Raw genomic sequence first — 16,064 nt, forward strand, 5'->3', positions numbered from 1 at the left:
TACGACAGAACGCTACATAACCAGTTATGGAAGCATTCCACGATGTACATCCACCGAACCTACCGAGCGAAAATCCTTAACCACAGCCAAGTGGCTGAGATGCTCGACCAGCACGGATGGAGTGCATCGAAACTCTGGAACGTTGCAAACTACCACTCTCGACGAGAGTGGGATGAAACGGGCGAGATTCCCGACGATTCGGACTTGAAACACGAGTTGAAGACTCATCCAAAATACAAAGGACTACATTCTCAGTCCAGTCAGCGCGTTCTGGAAGAACTCGCTGAAGCCTTCAACTCGTGGTACGGCAAACGCACGAACGATTCTCGTGCGAACCCGCCCGGTACCGCAAGAAAAACTACTACGACAACCAAGGCCGTCGCGTCCACGAAGAACACCCGCGTTCCACCGTGACGTGGAAGCAAAAAGGCATCCGTCACGACACCAAGAACAACCGCGTCCGCCTATCGAAAGGTGCGAATCACAAGGAACACCCGAAAGCATGGGAATACCTCCTTGTCGAGTACGAAACGCACCCCGGCGTCACCGTCGAGAACCTGCAACAGGTTCGAGCGGTCTACGACAAAGTGAAAGAACGCTGGGAACTGCACTTAGTGTGCAAACACGAAGTGGAGACGCCCACTGCTCCCGGTAACGAGACGGCTGGTGTTGACCTCGGCATCTGTAACTTCGCGGCGGTCACATACAGTACCGAGCAAGCCGACTTGTACCCCGGCAACCGCCTGAAACAGGATGGATACTACTTCCCGAAGGAAATCGTCAAGTGTGACGATTCAGGCGGCCAAGAAGCCACTCGTCTTCACAAGAAGTGGTCGGAGCGCCGAAGACACTTCTTCCACAGCCTCGCGAAACACATCGTTGAGAAGTGTGTCGAGCGTTGTGTGGGGCGCATCAACATCGGAAAACTCGCTGGTATCCGTGAGGACGAGAACGGCGACTCGAAGAACTGGGGTCGTCACGGCAACCTCGACTTGCACGGATGGGCGTTTGACAGATTCACCTCGATTCTCACGTACAAAGCGAAAGTCGAAGGAATTGAAGTCGTAGACGTGTCTGAACGCGACACGAGCAAAACGTGTTGCGTCTGCAGTCGGGAAGACGATAGTCAGCGCGTCGAACGTGGCTTGTACGTCTGTGAGACGTGTGATGCGGCGTTCAACGCTGATGTGAATGGGGCGGAGAACATCCGTCTCGACTCGAATCAAAGTAACTCCGAATCTTCGGCCAATTTGGACGGGGATAGGAGTACCGGCTGGTTGGCACAGCCCGGAGTCTACCTTCACGACTTGTCCAGCGGATTCCAACCGCAGGCACAAGTGGTAGACTGCAAACCCTAATATCCCAATCCAGCGGTTCGGTGCCGTGGGATTCCCGCGTCTTCAGGTGCGGGAGGATGTCAATCGAACGGGAAGCGAACTGTAACGACGCTGCCGCCGCCGTCTCGTTTCCTATGCTGGAGTGATCCGCCGAATTTGTGAACGGACCATTGTGCGAGCAACAACCCGATCCCGCTACCGTGTTGCAGTTGTGACGGTTCGTCTCGAACTTCTTCGTCCACCATCAACCACTCATCCTCAGAGATTCCAGACCCGTTATCGGCAATCTCCACACATCCTTCCCCGTTTCGTTCGAACACACGCACCTCTACTCGTGGTGAGGAGGCGGTGTTGTGCTCGATACCGTTTTCGATGAACTGTTCGAAAACTGTCTCGACCCAGATGTCAGACGTAACGACAACCGTATCTTCTATTGACACGTCGACCGACGCCGCTGGATAGCGCTCTTGAAGCTGTTCGGCTACGGACTTTACCACCGCGCCCAGATCGAGATTCGTGTCTCCGGCATGATCGAGAATCACGTCCACCATTTGCTTTGCCTTTTCGGTGGTCGTTAGCAGGTTTTCTGCAGCGTCATCAACCCGATCAGCATATTCTATCAGTTTCTCGTCCGATAGCGTCTCCTGAAGCGTGTCGGAGTACCCCCGTATCACGGTCAAATCGTTCCGAATGTTGTGTCGAAGCAATCGATGGAGCACACGCAGGAGGCGTTCGCGATCTTTGAGCCCTGTTATATCTGTCCCCTCCGCAACCAGCAAGTTGATTTCTCCATCCGCGTCCGTTATCGGTCGAATTGAAAAGTCGATGACCGCTTCCTTGTCTGTGTCTTGAACCCGAAGTTCATCCTGATAAGAGCCCCCCGCCTTTGCTTTCTCGACCCCCTGACGCACGGATTCACGACCCTCGTCAGTACGGAGATCCAACACTTCCCACAGTTTGGTTCCGATGGCCTCTTGCCGGTCCGCATTGGCGAATGAGAGCCCCGCTTCGTTCGGTTCCATAATTGTCCCGTCTAAATTCAATAGCCCCGTAAACTGATAGGTGTTGTTGAACACTGCTTCGAACTGGCGTTGTCGCTCTATACGGCCGGAGATGTCACGTCCCACACCGACCAGTTCGGTTAGCGTTCCCTCTTCGTCCATCATCGGTGCACCGGTAAACTCGTAGGGAATGAGGTCGCCGTTCTTCGTTTTCAGTCGACCTTCGACCGTGGTAGTTTCGTCGCCTACGAGGACCTTTTCGATGTGTTTTCGAACGCGCCCTCGATCCTGCTCGGCGATGAAATCGAGCGGACCCATCTCCGCTATCTCCTCGTCGGTGTACCCGGTGGCGCGTCGAAACTGATCATTCCATCGCGTGAACGACCCCTCTTCATCGAACGTGTAGAGGAGATCGGGCAGTGCCTCGAAGATGCTCTTCGTGAAGGCCTGTTCGTCTCGAAGTGATTGCTCCCGTTTTCGCCGGTCTGTAATGTCTTGGATGGCACCACGGATTCGAACGACCTCCCCATCCTCGAGTCGTGGAACGCCCTTCGTGCGGACCCACCGCTGTTCGTCATGTCGAGTAATAATACGAAGCTCGTGTTCGAATGGTTCGCCGTCGTGAATAGCACCATCAACTGCCTGCCGTATGATCGGCTGATCCTCCGGGTGGTAGAAATCGATAGCATCTTCGATTGACGGGGATTCGTCGATCGGAAGGCCGTGAATTCGATTGACCTGATCGGTCCATCGCAGATCATCGGTTCGAGGGTCGATTTCCCATCCGCCGACCGCAGCCATCTTCTGGGTATGAGCGAAGAGATCGTTTTGGCGCTTCAACCGCTGTTCGTATGCCTTCTGTTGTGTGATATCGATGATGATGCCTTCCAAAGCTTTCACCTCTCCGTCGTCAACGACAGGGACGCCTCGCTCGAAGACGTGCTTCGTATCACCGGAACGCGTTTTGATACGATAAGACACGCTGAATTGACGTTGGGCACCGATGCCCTCCATGACATCCTGTGTAAGGGCTTCACGATCGTCTTGTTCGACGAGATTGCCGTAGGTGATTTCACCCCGCTCGAAAGCAGCCGATGGGTATCCCGTGAGGGTTTCAACTTGACCTTTAAGAAACATCATCTCCCAGGGCGGTTCGGGGTCGCATCGGTAGGCAAGTCCGGGAAGAGTATCGACGAATCGGTCTAATATCGACTCCGGTTCGCCGGGAATATCACTGTCGAACACGTTCGGGGCTCCTATCCGTAACCAATGGGAATGCTCGCTTTTAATTCTCGTGGCCGACAACCGGGAGAGGGCGGGTGAGCTATCGAATCGGCCCTGACGCGTATTCGGCCTCCACACGGAGTACGGGACCTCGTTCTGGTAGCGTACCGAACCGAATACTCAAAGGATACCGGGAACCGATTGATGCAGTAGAAACGGCTCGATGAACCGATGATAGTGGAAACGGTCAGTAGAAATAATCGACCCGCTCACTGATTTGGAACGACGTTATCTACTGTATTCGACGTACAGGGAACGGACTGCAGAGACGTGATACGCGGGTCGGTGCTCGCTCGATGGAACGCGGCCAGCCTGCTCTCTGTCGAAGCGAGAAATTCGTCTCGAGTTTGCTATCCTCGATACGAGCGCCGTACAATCCAGTCGTCAGTATCGTTCGCCAGCGGTTGCGTCCGTTCGAAATTACCGCTATCTTCAGCCTCCGAAGTAGTTAAGGTCTCTAGTAACGTATGCGTTCGGATGGAAGGCGGTCTGGGTGCAGCATTTGCGGGGATCGTACTTTTCGCGGTTTTGGTCACGGTTGCGACAATCCTCGTTGTAATTACTGTTGTCGCCTTTTACTGGCCGCAGAGACGAGAACAGCCGTCCATCCGTTTCGTCGCGATCACGTTGGTTGGAGTCGCCATTGCCATCGCAGGGGTTGCCAGCATCGCCTTCGTCGATGAGGCGCCCCTTCTTTCCGTACTATTTGGCACCGTTGTCGGTCTTCCACTGGTCCTGGTCGCCGGACGCACGCGCTCCGTCGGATCTTCGTGGGCGACTGTGGCCGTCATCTCAGGACTGGCGTGGAGTCCGCCGTTTCTCGTCTGCGTCGGACTATTGTTCGCGTTACAAACCACAACCGACGTATCAGCCTCGGTACTGACGGGAGTAGGCGGTGCCGTGACGTGTGGTGGCGCGATACTGATCGGGGAGTACATCCGAAACGTGCTGACTGCTGAGGAACCAGTACAGGTCTAGGAACTCGTCCATTTCCCTCGGTTCGCAGTGAAAACAAGTTTGGACATCGCTCCACGGTCAGTGGGAGTCCAAGAGTCGATACATGTGGAGCCGATGAACACTCACACAGACCGTCAGCTCGACGTTCGTCGGATTCAAGAACTACCCTGACCAGCACACGACATGGACAAACGCGAACGTCTCGAGGACTATATCGAGTCCCACAATCTCGATTCGGTCTGGTTCGCACGACCGAACTCGTTTGCGTGGATGACCGGCGGAAGCAACGTTGTCGATAGAGAAACTGATGCCGGCGTTGCGGCGATCGGGTACGACGGACGTGACGTGACTCTGCTCACGAACAACATCGAAGCCGACCGCATCGTGGCCGAGGAACTGCCGGAGCTGGAACCGAGCGAGGTTTCCGTCGAACAGTTCCCCTGGTACACGACGTCACTGCCCGAAGCCATCGCCGAACGCGTACCGAACGACGGTCGGGTGGCAGCCGATATTTCGGTTGCCGGCCTCGAGAGAATCGATCCGACACCGTTGCGTCAGCCGCTTACGGAACGCGACAGCGAACGATACCGCGACCTCGGGCGGGAGACGGCGGCCGCCGTCGAGTCGGTCTGTCGGGAACTGCGACCTGACGACACGGAACACGAGGTGGCGTCAGCCCTTCGCATCGCCCTTTCGGCTCGGGAGATCGAAGCGCCCGTCGTCCTCGTTGGTGGGGCAGAACGGGCACAGCGGTACCGACACTACACGCCGACGCAGGCTGAACTCGGCGAGTACGCCCTCCTCTCCGTGACCGCTGAACGAGATGGCCTCCACGCGAGTTGCACTCGAACAGTCGCCTTCGATGGACCGGACTGGCTTACAGACCGGCACACCGCCGCCGCTCGCGTAGAGACGACTGCACTGGCAGCGACGCGAGACGCTTCAGGTGTCGTGGAGGTTGCGAATGAAACGACTACCAATACCGGCGAGACCGGGTCGGCCGGTGACGTTTTCGGGTCGATCCAAAACGCCTACGCTGAACTCGGATACGAAGGCGAGTGGACGAACCATCATCAGGGCGGCGCCGCCGGCTTCGCCGGACGAGAGTGGATCGCCGCGCCCGACCACGAAGCACCGATTGTAGCGCCGATGGCCTATGCGTGGAATCCGACCGTCAAAGGCGCAAAGAGTGAAGACACTGCGCTCGTCACCGACGACGGGATCGAATTGCTGACGACGACTGACGCCTGGCCGACCACGACCGTCGCGGCAGTCGAGTACGACCTCGAGCTGGACCGTCCCGACGTCCTCGAACTCGAGGCATGAAGACTGACGAGAACGGCGGTCGAGTGGGGCTACGGATCAGTTTCGGAGTCACCGCTTTCGTCGTGTTCGGCGGTCTCCGTGTCGACTGACCCGACCTCCATGTCGTCGCCGAACGCGACGACGTCGGCGTCCGAGTTTGACTCGTCGCTCGGCGTCGTGTCGTCGACGGTGATCGTGACCGGTTCGACAGATTCCTCGAGTTCGGCTCCGGATTCCCGAGCGGAATTTCGGTCGAGAACGCGATCGAGTGTGAAAATAGTATTCAGTTCGCGCTGGACTTGATCGACGACACCCCCGACTAGATCGCTTGGCTGAATCGCAGTGTATTCGTAGGGGTTGTTCCCGGCACCCTTGCTCGCGCGTTTTTCCCTCGTAACGCGATCCTCGTCGTGCAGTTCAGCGAGCGCTTCGCGAACGGTGCTGGGATAGAGGCCGGTTCCCTTGGCAACCTCCTCGGAAGTACTACCGGGGCTTGCCAGCAGGTAGACGTAGATCTTTGCACGGGTTTCGGTATCGAGGATCCACGAAAGCAGGTCGACGATCCGCTGATCGAGTTCCTCGACGGCCGCGTTTCGCTCGGGTTCGCCCGCATCGGTCCCAACGAAGTCGGCCGGTTCCTCGAGCGGTTCATCTCCCTCCTCAGCGGCATCGACGGAATGCTCGTCGGTATCATCGGAACTCATGTGTCTACTCGTACAGGACGAAGTCTCGCGCGGAGTTAAACCTTTGTGGCGCGGTTATTCTGCGTCCAAAAAGAGCGACTCACACAGCGCGTCAGGCCCCTCCTTTTCGGACAAGCGCCGCTGTCGGTTTGCCCCGCTCTCCCGCTCGTAAACGCGTTTGATGCCATCGATTCCGAGTCGCTCACACTCCCGGTCGACCAGATCGCCGAGATCGACGGTGCCGTCGAGATCGCGGTCGATGAACGTTGCGTCTTGTCCGTAGCGGATGGCTCGCCATTTGTTCTCGTCGAGCAGTTCCCGACGATGGTGGTGGCCGTTTGCGCCGTCCTCGTACTCGTCTGCAAGCTCTTCGACGAGTGCATGGGCGTACTCGACGAATGCCAGGACGACGTCGGGGTCGGCCTGACTGTCCGGCGTCCGTACCTCGACGGTTCCGTGGGCGGTATGGGGTCGAACGTCGTACCACAGTTCACCGCGGTCGTTGATCGACTCCGTTTCGAGCATCAATCGTTCGAACCGGTCGAACGCCTCGAAATCCTCGAAATAGGTCGGCATTCCCGTGTTCGGTAGCGCTTCGAAAATCTTCGCTCGCGCGGACTGGAGTCCGGTGTCGAATCCGTTCCAGTACGGAGAGTTGGCAGAGAGCGCAAGCAAGACCGGCACGTACCATCGCAGTTCGTTCGCGATCCAGACCGCTTTGTCGGCGTCGTCGACCCCGATATGAACGTGGACTCCGGCGGTCGTGTTTCGGTGCTGCGGATACTGAATCCGGTCGAGTTGGGCCCGATAGCGAGGCTTGTCGGCGTGCTCGAGTTCCTGCCACTTCGCCAGTGGGTGGAGACCGGCGGCGGCGATTCTGTAGCCGTGCGCTTTTGCATGGTCGAGGAGGGCCTGCCGGATCGCAAGCAGTGACTCGCGGGCGTCGCCGAGGTCCTCTATCAGTGGCGTCTGGGTCTCGATCACGAACTTGAACAGTTCGTGGTCGAGTCGGTCCTCGAGTATCTCCGGCGGGTCGTATTCGTAGACGAGTTCGTCAGTCCCGCTGGTCGGACGGCCGTCCTTGTCGACGACGAAACACTCCTCTTCGATCCCCAGCGTCCCCATGCGCGTAAACGATTCTCGCGACCCGCGTTCCATCGTAACGTGGTTTTGCCGCCGACAATAAATACGGTTTGGAGTCGGAGCGTTCAACCGGAACAGTAAGTCGAGCCACCCTGTCCCTGATCGTCGAGTCAGGTCGAGATCGATTCGGTTTCGGGCTCGACGTCCGCTTCGTGCGTCCGAAGTTTGAACTTCTGTACCTTACCGCTTGGATTCTTGGGGAGTTTGTCGACGAAATAGTACGTTCGCGGTCGCTTGAAGTCAGCGAGGTGATCGCTCTCGAGGGCGAATGCATCGAGGTCCGACGCAGTGATGCTGTCGTCGGCGACGACGTACGCGACGACCTGCTCGCCCCATTCATCGTCGGGTTCGCCGACGATGGCCGCTTCTTCGACGGCGTCGTGTGTAAACAGCACGTCCTCGATTTCGGACGGATAGATGTTCTCGCCGCCGGAAACGATCATGTCGTCTTTCCGGTCGACGACGTAGAGGTAGCCGTCGTCGTCGCGATAGCCCAGATCGCCGGTGTAGTACCACGTCGTCCCATCGGCTTCGCGCAACGAGTCTGCGGTCGCTTCAGGCCGGTTCCAGTACTCGCGCATCGTACACGGACTGGCGATAAGGATTTCGCCGACGGCGCCTTCATCGACGACCTGTTCCGGATCCGCATCCGGTTCGACGATTCGCACGCGGTGATTGAGCGCGGGCAGGCCGGCCGATCCCTGTTTCGAAAGCTGATCTTCCGGGGCCTGAAAGACGCCCGCGGGTCCGATTTCGGTCATGCCGTAGGCTTGCAGGTAGTCATCGCAAAGGTGTTGCCTACAGTTTTCGAGAACCTGTTCGGGCATCGGCGCTGCGCCGTACAGGCCGAGTCGGAGCGAGGAGACGTCGACGTCCATCTCGGCGGCGGTCAGCGAGAGTGCGTTCCAGGCTGTCGGTGCGGCGAATACGAGCGTAACGGCATGCGTTTCGATCGCCTCGAGGACGGCATTTGGTTCGAATTCGTGGTGGATCACGTTCGCCGCACCGCGGTGGACTCGCGGGAATAGGTTGCAGTGGAGTTCGGCGCAGTGATACAGCGGCATCATTGACAGTCCCACGTCGTCTCGAGTGAGATTCGACTCCGCGATACACAGCAGGTTGTGCTCGACCATGTCCCGATGTTCGTGGACGACTCCTTTCGGCTGGCCCGTCGTCCCGGACGTGTAGATGAAGGCGTACACGTCGTTTTCGTCGACGCGAACGTCGGGTCGGTCGGGCGACCCTGACTCGAGCATCTCGTAGAAACCGTCGGCATCCGACGGGGTATCCGCCCGGTCGTCGTCGATGAACACGTACTCGTCGACGGTCTCGAGGTTCGGTCGGGCACTCTCGACTGCCTCCCGAGTCGCTGATTCGAAGAGGACCATCTCCGCCTCGGCGTCGGTGACGATGTACTCGATCTCGCCTGCTGGCAGGCGGAAGTTAAGCGGGGTAAAAACGGCGCCGATTTTCGCACACGCAAAGACGGTGAGTGCTATTTCTGACCCGTTGTAGAGCACGGTTGCTACCCGATCTCCTTTCTCGATTCCGGCCTCGAGTAGGGCGTTCGCGAGCCGATTTACCCGATCGTCGAAGTCGGCGTACGTCCACCGTTGGTCCTTGCGCGGATAGATGATCGCATCGCGATCCGGGTGTCGCTCGACAGTCCCCTCCAACGTGTCGCCCAAAGTGGGGTGCTCTGACATACCACGGAATACTACGTTCCCGCATATATTCTTTAATGAGCCCTCACGATGGAATTACGACCTTCTGTTTCACGTGTCCGTTCGAATCTCGAACCGTGAGCTCGTATTTTTCTTCCATCCAACCAGAGCCCCGTTCGGTAAGAGAAAGTTCGGGAATAGACAGTTCGTCATTCATACTTTCTCCCCTCTCTCCGTATATCTTTATTTTATCGGATTCAGAAACTTCGCTTTTCGGAGGGAATGTATATTCACTCGTCTGTTCTGCTGGCAAAGGAGCAACTTCGATACTCCATCCCGTTACATTTAATTTATCCCTGTAGTTATTTCCTAGCTCTATATACGGCTGTGCTGAATCTCCTTCTAATCGAACCGTCAGTGGTTCTCGGTCTATCCAGTACTGGATCACGTGCGAACCGATGTGGAGCAAGAAACTTAAAACGAGACCGACGATGATCGCGGACGCTAACCGCCATCCCGGTGGCATCCCTTCTCTAAAAATGAAGTACACACCAACTGATTCGATTATTAAGACGGTGAAGGGGAGAAGGGAAAAATGAGATATCGGATCGTGAAAAACAGATTTCCGTGCTCCCTGGCACCAATCAGTCGAGTCGCCATCTACGAGTCGTTCCGTGATCGAATAAGGGGTGAATTGGACGTGAACCGGGAAATACGAAATGCAGATAATGAGTAAAAAGAGAACCGTTACTATCCCCTCGTCCACCAGATACCCATGTGTGACCTCACTAGGTATCTCGTAGGAACCGTTTTGCTCGAGTGTCGACAGCAATTCGAGTACCACAATCGCGAACAAAAATAACGAAATAACGAGGGATATTACGGACGCGAACAGGACGTGAACTTTCCACGTGATCGACGTTGCATTGTATTCGATGTTTCGGATCACCGTATCCAGTACTTCGCGGTGCCACTGGTCCGTACTGGTTACCTTGTTCAATCTAGCGTTTGTTAAATCGATCTGATCGACACCTCGTCTGTATCGATACGGCGCAATAGCGAGCAGTGTGAAAAGGACCGAACTGCCGAAAAACACGATCCCCGATATGAAGTAGGGCGAATCGGTGATGTAGTTGAGAAGAGAGGCACTTATCATCTCTCCGCCGCCTGATCCGAAAAACGACAACAGGGCAGCGAGGCCAGCGAAGATACTCGAGCCGCCGACGAGGGATGCAAAAATCGTATTCGCCGTCGAATTGAGATTTTCTATGCGTTGGGCCTGTAATTCTTCGATTTTCTCTCCAGCCTCTACTGCAGATGAAAGTGGAGTGGAGGGTTCTGATGGAGTATCCTGACTTTTCTGTAGTCTTTTGAGAGTCCGACGGGAGATCCCCATACTAAATAGTTTTTGGCAATCACCATAAGCCTCACTCGAAACACGGTGTATACTGGTCAGTCGTGGGAGGTAGTCAAGTGATCCGTTCTCCGTCGGCGTCGAGCGCAACTTCACAGTCGTCACAGAGACACCAGTCGAGCAACGGGTCGCGTTCGTCGATCGCCGCGCGACAGTCCGGGCACTGCAGCGGGGCATCGTCTCGAGGTCCGATCATACGACCTCTTCGTTTACCCTTCGACCGCGCTCCCGCTCCGATCTGCCGCCGAGCGCGGTGGTCGACATCCCACAGGCGTCGGCTATGCGTTCGGCGCGTTGCAACAGAAGGGCGCAACCTTCGCCAGTCAACCGGTACTCGGTCGCGCGTTCGGCCGGGTGCTCGCGTCTCGAGAAGAGACCGCGACCGACGAGGACAGTCAGAGTCGGATACAGCCAGGTGCGATCGACCACGGGATAGGCCCGCTCGAGGGTGTGTGCGATTCCACGCTCGTCGCACCGTCTGCAGTCGCGCTCGCGACGGGCGATGGCCTCGAGGCAATCGCGCTGGAAGGCGGTGAGGGCGGTCCAGACGATTTTGCCGTCGGATCAGGGTCGGTTACGGGGTGGTACGTCTGCTCGAGCGGGGCGTTCAAGGCCCCGCGAACGTCGTCAATCATGGCTTCCAGGGTCGATTTGGGAGCTATCTGCGGTCTCGGTGTCTCCAGCACCGGGCCGTTTTCCACGTTACTCTGACAATCGGGTTTGTTGAGAGCTCCTGGAGAAACTATAGTTTCTCAAAGTTTGTATAATTATCGATAGCGTCTGAACAATCTATCTAATATTTGTAGCTGCTTTCCGACGACGATTAGATACCGTGAGGGTATTCGAGTAATATGCGGATTTCTGCTGACTGGATGGTTCTCGCTGACGACAGGATTCTCGAGTTTTTGGAAGAGAACGGACCACGATCGCCATCAAAGATCAAAAGTGAGGGTCCGATCCCGTTCTCCCGCCAACATATAAATAATCGCTGTATGAAGTTGGAAAAGTATGGTCTGACCCAAAATATCGGAAATGGAGTATATACGATTACTGATACTGGCGAAAAGTATCTTCAAGGCGATTTAGACGGGAGAAAATTGGATAGAGGTTGAATATGATAGTTGTGCCCGACCGTTAGTTCTCCATCGGTTGGACGATTCGCAAGCGGATCACCATCGAACATACCGCGGTGCATGGATGACGATAGTGGTATTTCGGTGGAATGAACCAGTCGTGACGTCAGAGACGATATTACTCTGCTCAAGGTGGGAAACGTCCCCCTTTTCCCGGATTCGAGATCAAATAACTATTTTAACTTCATTATCAGAGATATCTGTAATCGACAAACTCGTTCTAATGGTGTCGGTTGAAAATGACCGACGATCATTTCGATCGTCGGAATGGAATGCTTTCGATAGACGTTCGACCGCACCACATTTTACTATTTAATAATTTAATCTATAAAATTATACCATTGAAAAAATAAAATTCTATATACACTGACGTATATGTGGCAACTGGCGAGAGTGTGAGAAACGGTATCAATCGAATCCACACGTATCGTGTTACGCTCAACCCGTGAACGTGCGACTCGAACGGGTTGGTGGCAGTCGAAACCATTCCCCTAACGAATAACACCGATGGATCAAGACATCACGCGGCGAAAGGCCATTCAAACCCTCTCGGTGGGTGGGATTACGGTCGCACTCAGTGGTTGTCAGGGCATGTTAAGCGAGATGATAGATATGAACACAAATACACAAGACCGTCACGGACCGATGCGTACTGGACGATTCACGGTTCAAATAAACGACACCGAAATTGCAGGGTTTCAACACGTAAAGATTCCAGGTAGTTCGACCGAACGTGATGAATATCGTGACGGCTCTGACCCCGACTACGAAAAGAAACTCTGGGGAAAAACGACCTACGACGAACTGGAACTGGTACGAGGATTCGTTCCCGGTGATCCTGTACTTCGGGAGTGGAAAGATGACGTCATCGCGGGTAAGGTAGACTCAGGCCGAAAAAAAGTCACGGTCAGCCTGATGAACGAAGACGGTGAAGCAGTGATCGAATGGCAGTTTTCCAACTCGTGGATTACGGAGTATGAGCCGCCAGAACTGGATGCAAATGCTGAAGAAAACGTTGGTACGGAAGCAGTCACAGTCGCGTTCGACAAAATGGTACGCACTGAGGTGTAAGGAGACTCAGCGATGTACTTATCCGCAGGGGTTCCGCTATTTGAGAGCGTCGTTTCGACTTCGGAGGTCGGAACACAATCGCTATCTGAAACTAGTAAGTGACTGAATCGCACCTCCAAAATTATATCATACTGGTTATAATAGTCCATTCGCTTTTGTGTATATGCGTTGTTTGATTGTGGTTACCTCAGCAATTCCGGGTTTTTCGGCATAGTGAATCAGAAAGACAGCAGGAATTACGACAGCAACCCCATCTCTGACTTAGAGAGGCTGTGCCACAATTCCGAGGTGATCCGTATGGTACTCCTCGAGCCCCCTCGTCTCAACAAACTCATAGCCCTCCGAAAGCTCCTCCCGAACGTCATCGTACACAGCTGACGGCTCCCGAGTCACGTCCTCGCTCCGCGCCTTCACGGCCAACAGGAGCCGCCCGTCGTCGGCCAGAAAGCGCCGGTTCTCGAGCGCCACACGCGCCTGCCCCCGCGTCGCAACGTCCTGGACGATCACGTCCACGTCCGATTCGACGACGTGGGCGTAGGTCTCCGGCTTCCGCGCGTCCTTGAGCAACGGAAAGAGCCGATCGCGAGATTTCGCGGCCTCGAGCAGATCGCGCGCCGGTCGCGCGGCGAACTCGACGGCGTAGGTGGGTCCCGCGAAATCGGCGACGTGACTCACGGTCGTCCCGCTCGCGGCACCCAGGTAGAGGACGGTCTCGCCTCCCTCGAGACCAGTGTCCATCCCCAGCTCGAGCATCGCACCGAGTTTCGACCGGTTCGGATTCCAGGCGCGCCACTCGCCGTCCGTCGGTTCGCCGTACACCGGCTCGCCGTGGGTCGCGAGTCGCTCATCTCCGTCGAACGAGCGGCGCTCGACCCCCGCCGGACGGTTGTCACTCATGGTCGACACCCCCGTCAGGTGCGGCATCGTCGTCTGACTCCTTCTCCGCAGTCCGGGCTTGAATCGTCTCGATCCGCTCAGCTAGTTCCGCTTCGAGTTCGGGCTTCGATTCGCCCGAGTAGTAATCGACGCGGGCCGCGATAGCGAGCTTGCCAGCGACTGCGCGGGCGGCTGACCCCCGGTCGTCGGGGTGCGTGCCGCGGACCGCGTCGTGCGTGTAGATAATTCCGTGTTTGGGTGACGGTGCGTGCCCCCGAAGGTGGGCGAATAGAGCGTCCTCCGCACCCAGGACCTGAATCGTTCCGCTCGGTTTCTTCGCCAGTTCCTCGAGGCCACCGGCGAGGGATATCAGTCGCGCTGCGAGGACCGGATCGCCGAGTGCACAGAGGTTTGGCGCAATGGCCGGCGTCCGCCGCTCGACGAATGCGCGCAGATCGTCGGCCTCGTCGGCCAAGTCGGCGATCCGTTCGGCGAGCGAACGAATCGCGGGCTCTGTCAGCGCGTCGCCGGATTCACCGCTTGCCACCGCTCTGGCGTACTCGACGCCGGTTCCCGCCTCGGGGTCTACAGTCCCGGCCCACTCGGCTAGCCGCTCTGCCAGTTCGTTGGCAGTTCGGTTACAGTCGTCCATCGCTCGGACCGCGTGGACGAGTTGACGGTCGTCGGCCTGCTCGCGTTCGGCCACCGCGGTCCGCGTCGCTGCGGTCGTCGCTTCGCGCAGAGCGTCGTAGTAGTCGTCCTCGTCGCTGGCGAATCCCGCCTCGAGCGCGAGAGCGGGCCAGTTCCGCGGTTCGTCGGAATTCCCCTCGCGAATCCCGGCTGCCATCGCGTCGGAATCGTCGCGTTCCGCGTCCGCGAACCACCCGTCCGTGTCGGTCATAGTCGCTCGTTCCCGCCCGGGGCGATTAAAGCCCCCGTTCGCGATCGGTCACCGGTTGGGAACCCGGGAAAATGGCGATTCAGACGCCGAACGTCGCCCGCAACATGTCGCGAGTGCCGGGTCCGAGGCCGACGGCGACGACGGTAATCATGAGCAAGATCGCATAGCGAGGGTTCTCTTCGAACACGGTATCGTCGAAGATCCAGATGATGAAGATGGCGGCGGCGACTTTCACCAACAGGAACGGCCAGGCGGAGCCGATCGTCGAAACGATGTCGGCGGGCAAAACGTCCGCCGTCGTATTGGCGATCGCTCGGTTAATCGGGTGCTTCGGAACGAGATTAGCGGGCAATCCGAGCGAGGTCGCCCAGTCGAGGCCGACGACGTTTGCGACCCCGTCGACCGCGTGGGCCCAGATGACGATAATCCCCATGTTCCGCGTCCCGCGGTTCAGTTCCGGAGCATACCGTTCGATCCCGACCCAGGTGATCATGGTAGTGAGGGTGGCACCCACGAGGATGACGAGGGGAATCAGGGGGTGGAATTCCGCGTACGGCTCCGTTGCGGCGATGTACGCGAGGTAGACGATTGCGATCGTCAGCAGCGCCGTTCCGATTCCGGCCAGTGGGTACTCATAGCCAGTGACGTAGTCGTTGCGCTCGAGCCAGACCGAGCTCACCACCGCGATGAGGGCGATGAAGAAGACGGTGAAGTAGATGAGCGGACTGATGATGAAGCCGGACCACGGGAGCTGGATGGCCATTTCGCCGGTCGCTTCGAACGAGGCCGCGTTCGCATCTTCGACGACTCGTAGCGCGCCGCCGAAGAGCATGAACGGGAACAGGGCGAAAAAGCCAGCCCGGTAACGGTCGATCTCGAGGCGACGAATGAGGAAGACGACCCCGACCAACAGTAAGACCAGTGTCGGGATGTAGCCGCTATAGGAGACGAACGTGTAACCGGGTTCAGCGGTTGGACCGGGATCAGCGGGTGCCTGGCCGCAAGGAACCTGTTGGCCGTCGGCCCAGGTGACGCAGTTCCAGCTGTGAGCATCGGCCACGACCGGACCCCAGAAATACTGCCAGATGATGTCGACGTACACCCGCTGCGGGAACAGGACAGCGCCGAGAACCACGACGGCAACGAGACTCGCGACGGTCGCGGCCCAGACGCGTTCGGGCCCGATCCGATCGATGAAGTCGTCCATACCCGAATGCCCTACCGGGAGCGCTTACCGTTTCCGATTTTCACCGCGCGTGACTGTTCGATCGCCGAGCACTGACCAATCACGGAGG

The 16,064-nt window shown here is 57.1% G+C and carries 14 protein-coding genes and 1 pseudogene; 6 read left to right on the forward strand and 9 right to left on the reverse strand.

Features of this window, described 5'->3' with window-relative positions; translation table 11 throughout:
- Positions 1–42 precede the first annotated feature (42 nt).
- Positions 43–1,358 (forward strand): annotated as a pseudogene (locus tag HYG82_RS25070) (RNA-guided endonuclease InsQ/TnpB family protein).
- Between the two features lie 59 nt (positions 1,359–1,417).
- Here the strand turns inward: HYG82_RS25070 and HYG82_RS25075 are convergent.
- Positions 1,418–3,583 (reverse strand): PAS domain-containing protein, encoded by a 2,166-nt coding sequence (locus HYG82_RS25075; protein ID WP_179259848.1) that lies wholly within the window; start codon positions 3,581–3,583, stop codon positions 1,418–1,420.
- A gap of 516 nt (positions 3,584–4,099) precedes the next feature.
- Between HYG82_RS25075 and HYG82_RS25080 the strand changes: the two genes are divergently transcribed.
- Together HYG82_RS25080 and HYG82_RS25085 are read left to right on the forward strand one after the other, a co-directional pair.
- Complete coding sequence (locus HYG82_RS25080; protein WP_179259849.1) at positions 4,100–4,600, forward strand: hypothetical protein; 501 nt, start codon at positions 4,100–4,102, stop codon at positions 4,598–4,600.
- A 162-nt stretch (positions 4,601–4,762) separates the two neighbouring features.
- The gene (locus tag HYG82_RS25085) at positions 4,763–5,905 is read left to right on the forward strand and encodes a M24 family metallopeptidase (RefSeq protein ID WP_179259850.1); all 1,143 of its coding nucleotides are present in this window, start codon (positions 4,763–4,765) and stop codon (positions 5,903–5,905) included.
- A gap of 29 nt (positions 5,906–5,934) precedes the next feature.
- On the opposite strand, the gene HYG82_RS25090 is transcribed toward HYG82_RS25085, so the two are convergent.
- From HYG82_RS25090 to HYG82_RS25110, 5 genes are all read right to left on the reverse strand, one after another.
- Positions 5,935–6,588: a helix-turn-helix domain-containing protein gene (locus HYG82_RS25090; protein ID WP_179259851.1), complete on the reverse strand. Its 654-nt coding sequence runs from the start codon at positions 6,586–6,588 to the stop codon at positions 5,935–5,937.
- A 54-nt stretch (positions 6,589–6,642) separates the two neighbouring features.
- Positions 6,643–7,725 carry a glutamate--cysteine ligase gene (locus tag HYG82_RS25095; RefSeq protein ID WP_179259852.1) on the reverse strand — a complete coding sequence of 361 codons (1,083 nt, stop codon included), beginning with the start codon at positions 7,723–7,725 and terminating at the stop codon, positions 6,643–6,645.
- Positions 7,726–7,820: 95 nt separating this feature from the next.
- Positions 7,821–9,416 carry a fatty acid--CoA ligase gene (locus tag HYG82_RS25100; RefSeq protein WP_179259853.1) on the reverse strand — a complete coding sequence of 532 codons (1,596 nt, stop codon included), beginning with the start codon at positions 9,414–9,416 and terminating at the stop codon, positions 7,821–7,823.
- Between the two features lie 43 nt (positions 9,417–9,459).
- Positions 9,460–10,770 carry a hypothetical protein gene (locus HYG82_RS25105; RefSeq protein ID WP_179259854.1) on the reverse strand — a complete coding sequence of 437 codons (1,311 nt, stop codon included), beginning with the start codon at positions 10,768–10,770 and terminating at the stop codon, positions 9,460–9,462.
- A 73-nt stretch (positions 10,771–10,843) separates the two neighbouring features.
- Positions 10,844–10,984 (reverse strand): hypothetical protein, encoded by a 141-nt coding sequence (locus tag HYG82_RS25110; protein WP_179259855.1) that lies wholly within the window; start codon positions 10,982–10,984, stop codon positions 10,844–10,846.
- A gap of 98 nt (positions 10,985–11,082) precedes the next feature.
- Between HYG82_RS25110 and HYG82_RS25115 the strand changes: the two genes are divergently transcribed.
- The 3 genes from HYG82_RS25115 to HYG82_RS25125 all read left to right on the forward strand — a co-directional run bounded on the left by HYG82_RS25115 (position 11,083) and on the right by HYG82_RS25125 (position 12,992).
- Positions 11,083–11,499, forward strand: coding sequence for a hypothetical protein (locus HYG82_RS25115; RefSeq protein WP_179259856.1), 417 nt, complete (start codon positions 11,083–11,085; stop codon positions 11,497–11,499).
- Between the two features lie 140 nt (positions 11,500–11,639).
- Positions 11,640–11,900, forward strand: coding sequence for a MarR family transcriptional regulator (locus HYG82_RS25120; RefSeq protein WP_235217821.1), 261 nt, complete (start codon positions 11,640–11,642; stop codon positions 11,898–11,900).
- A 528-nt stretch (positions 11,901–12,428) separates the two neighbouring features.
- Positions 12,429–12,992 (forward strand): phage tail protein, encoded by a 564-nt coding sequence (locus HYG82_RS25125; RefSeq protein ID WP_179259857.1) that lies wholly within the window; start codon positions 12,429–12,431, stop codon positions 12,990–12,992.
- 261 nt (positions 12,993–13,253) lie between these two features.
- Here HYG82_RS25125 and HYG82_RS25130 read toward each other — a convergent pair whose 3' ends face one another.
- The 3 genes from HYG82_RS25130 to HYG82_RS25140 form a co-directional block, all read right to left on the reverse strand.
- Positions 13,254–13,889, reverse strand: a complete 636-nt coding sequence (locus tag HYG82_RS25130; RefSeq protein ID WP_179259858.1) for a fibrillarin-like rRNA/tRNA 2'-O-methyltransferase — start codon at positions 13,887–13,889, stop codon at positions 13,254–13,256.
- Positions 13,882–14,769 carry an NOP5/NOP56 family protein gene (locus HYG82_RS25135; protein WP_179259859.1) on the reverse strand — a complete coding sequence of 296 codons (888 nt, stop codon included), beginning with the start codon at positions 14,767–14,769 and terminating at the stop codon, positions 13,882–13,884. Before HYG82_RS25135 ends, HYG82_RS25130 begins: the two co-directional genes overlap by 8 nt.
- Before the next feature lie 79 nt (positions 14,770–14,848).
- Positions 14,849–15,976 carry a DUF63 family protein gene (locus tag HYG82_RS25140; RefSeq protein WP_179259860.1) on the reverse strand — a complete coding sequence of 376 codons (1,128 nt, stop codon included), beginning with the start codon at positions 15,974–15,976 and terminating at the stop codon, positions 14,849–14,851.
- Positions 15,977–16,064: the final 88 nt, after the last annotated feature.

Source organism: Natrinema halophilum (assembly GCF_013402815.2).
Classification (GTDB): domain Archaea; phylum Halobacteriota; class Halobacteria; order Halobacteriales; family Natrialbaceae; genus Natrinema; species Natrinema halophilum.

Excerpts from the sequence above, each read along its gene's own strand:
- HYG82_RS25105 (WP_179259854.1), bottom strand. The coding sequence starts at position 10,770 with ATGGGGATCTCCCGTCGGACTCTCAAAAGACTACAGAAAAGTCAGGAT.
- HYG82_RS25140 (WP_179259860.1), bottom strand. The coding sequence starts at position 15,976 with ATGGACGACTTCATCGATCGGATCGGGCCCGAACGCGTCTGGGCCGCG.
- HYG82_RS25135 (WP_179259859.1), bottom strand. The coding sequence starts at position 14,769 with ATGACCGACACGGACGGGTGGTTCGCGGACGCGGAACGCGACGATTCC.
- HYG82_RS25120 (WP_235217821.1), top strand. The coding sequence starts at position 11,640 with ATGCGGATTTCTGCTGACTGGATGGTTCTCGCTGACGACAGGATTCTC.
- HYG82_RS25080 (WP_179259849.1), top strand. The coding sequence starts at position 4,100 with ATGGAAGGCGGTCTGGGTGCAGCATTTGCGGGGATCGTACTTTTCGCG.
- HYG82_RS25085 (WP_179259850.1), top strand. The coding sequence starts at position 4,763 with ATGGACAAACGCGAACGTCTCGAGGACTATATCGAGTCCCACAATCTC.
- HYG82_RS25110 (WP_179259855.1), bottom strand. The coding sequence starts at position 10,984 with ATGATCGGACCTCGAGACGATGCCCCGCTGCAGTGCCCGGACTGTCGC.
- HYG82_RS25095 (WP_179259852.1), bottom strand. The coding sequence starts at position 7,725 with ATGGAACGCGGGTCGCGAGAATCGTTTACGCGCATGGGGACGCTGGGG.
- HYG82_RS25130 (WP_179259858.1), bottom strand. The coding sequence starts at position 13,889 with ATGAGTGACAACCGTCCGGCGGGGGTCGAGCGCCGCTCGTTCGACGGA.
- HYG82_RS25090 (WP_179259851.1), bottom strand. The coding sequence starts at position 6,588 with ATGAGTTCCGATGATACCGACGAGCATTCCGTCGATGCCGCTGAGGAG.
- HYG82_RS25100 (WP_179259853.1), bottom strand. The coding sequence starts at position 9,416 with ATGTCAGAGCACCCCACTTTGGGCGACACGTTGGAGGGGACTGTCGAG.
- HYG82_RS25125 (WP_179259857.1), top strand. The coding sequence starts at position 12,429 with ATGGATCAAGACATCACGCGGCGAAAGGCCATTCAAACCCTCTCGGTG.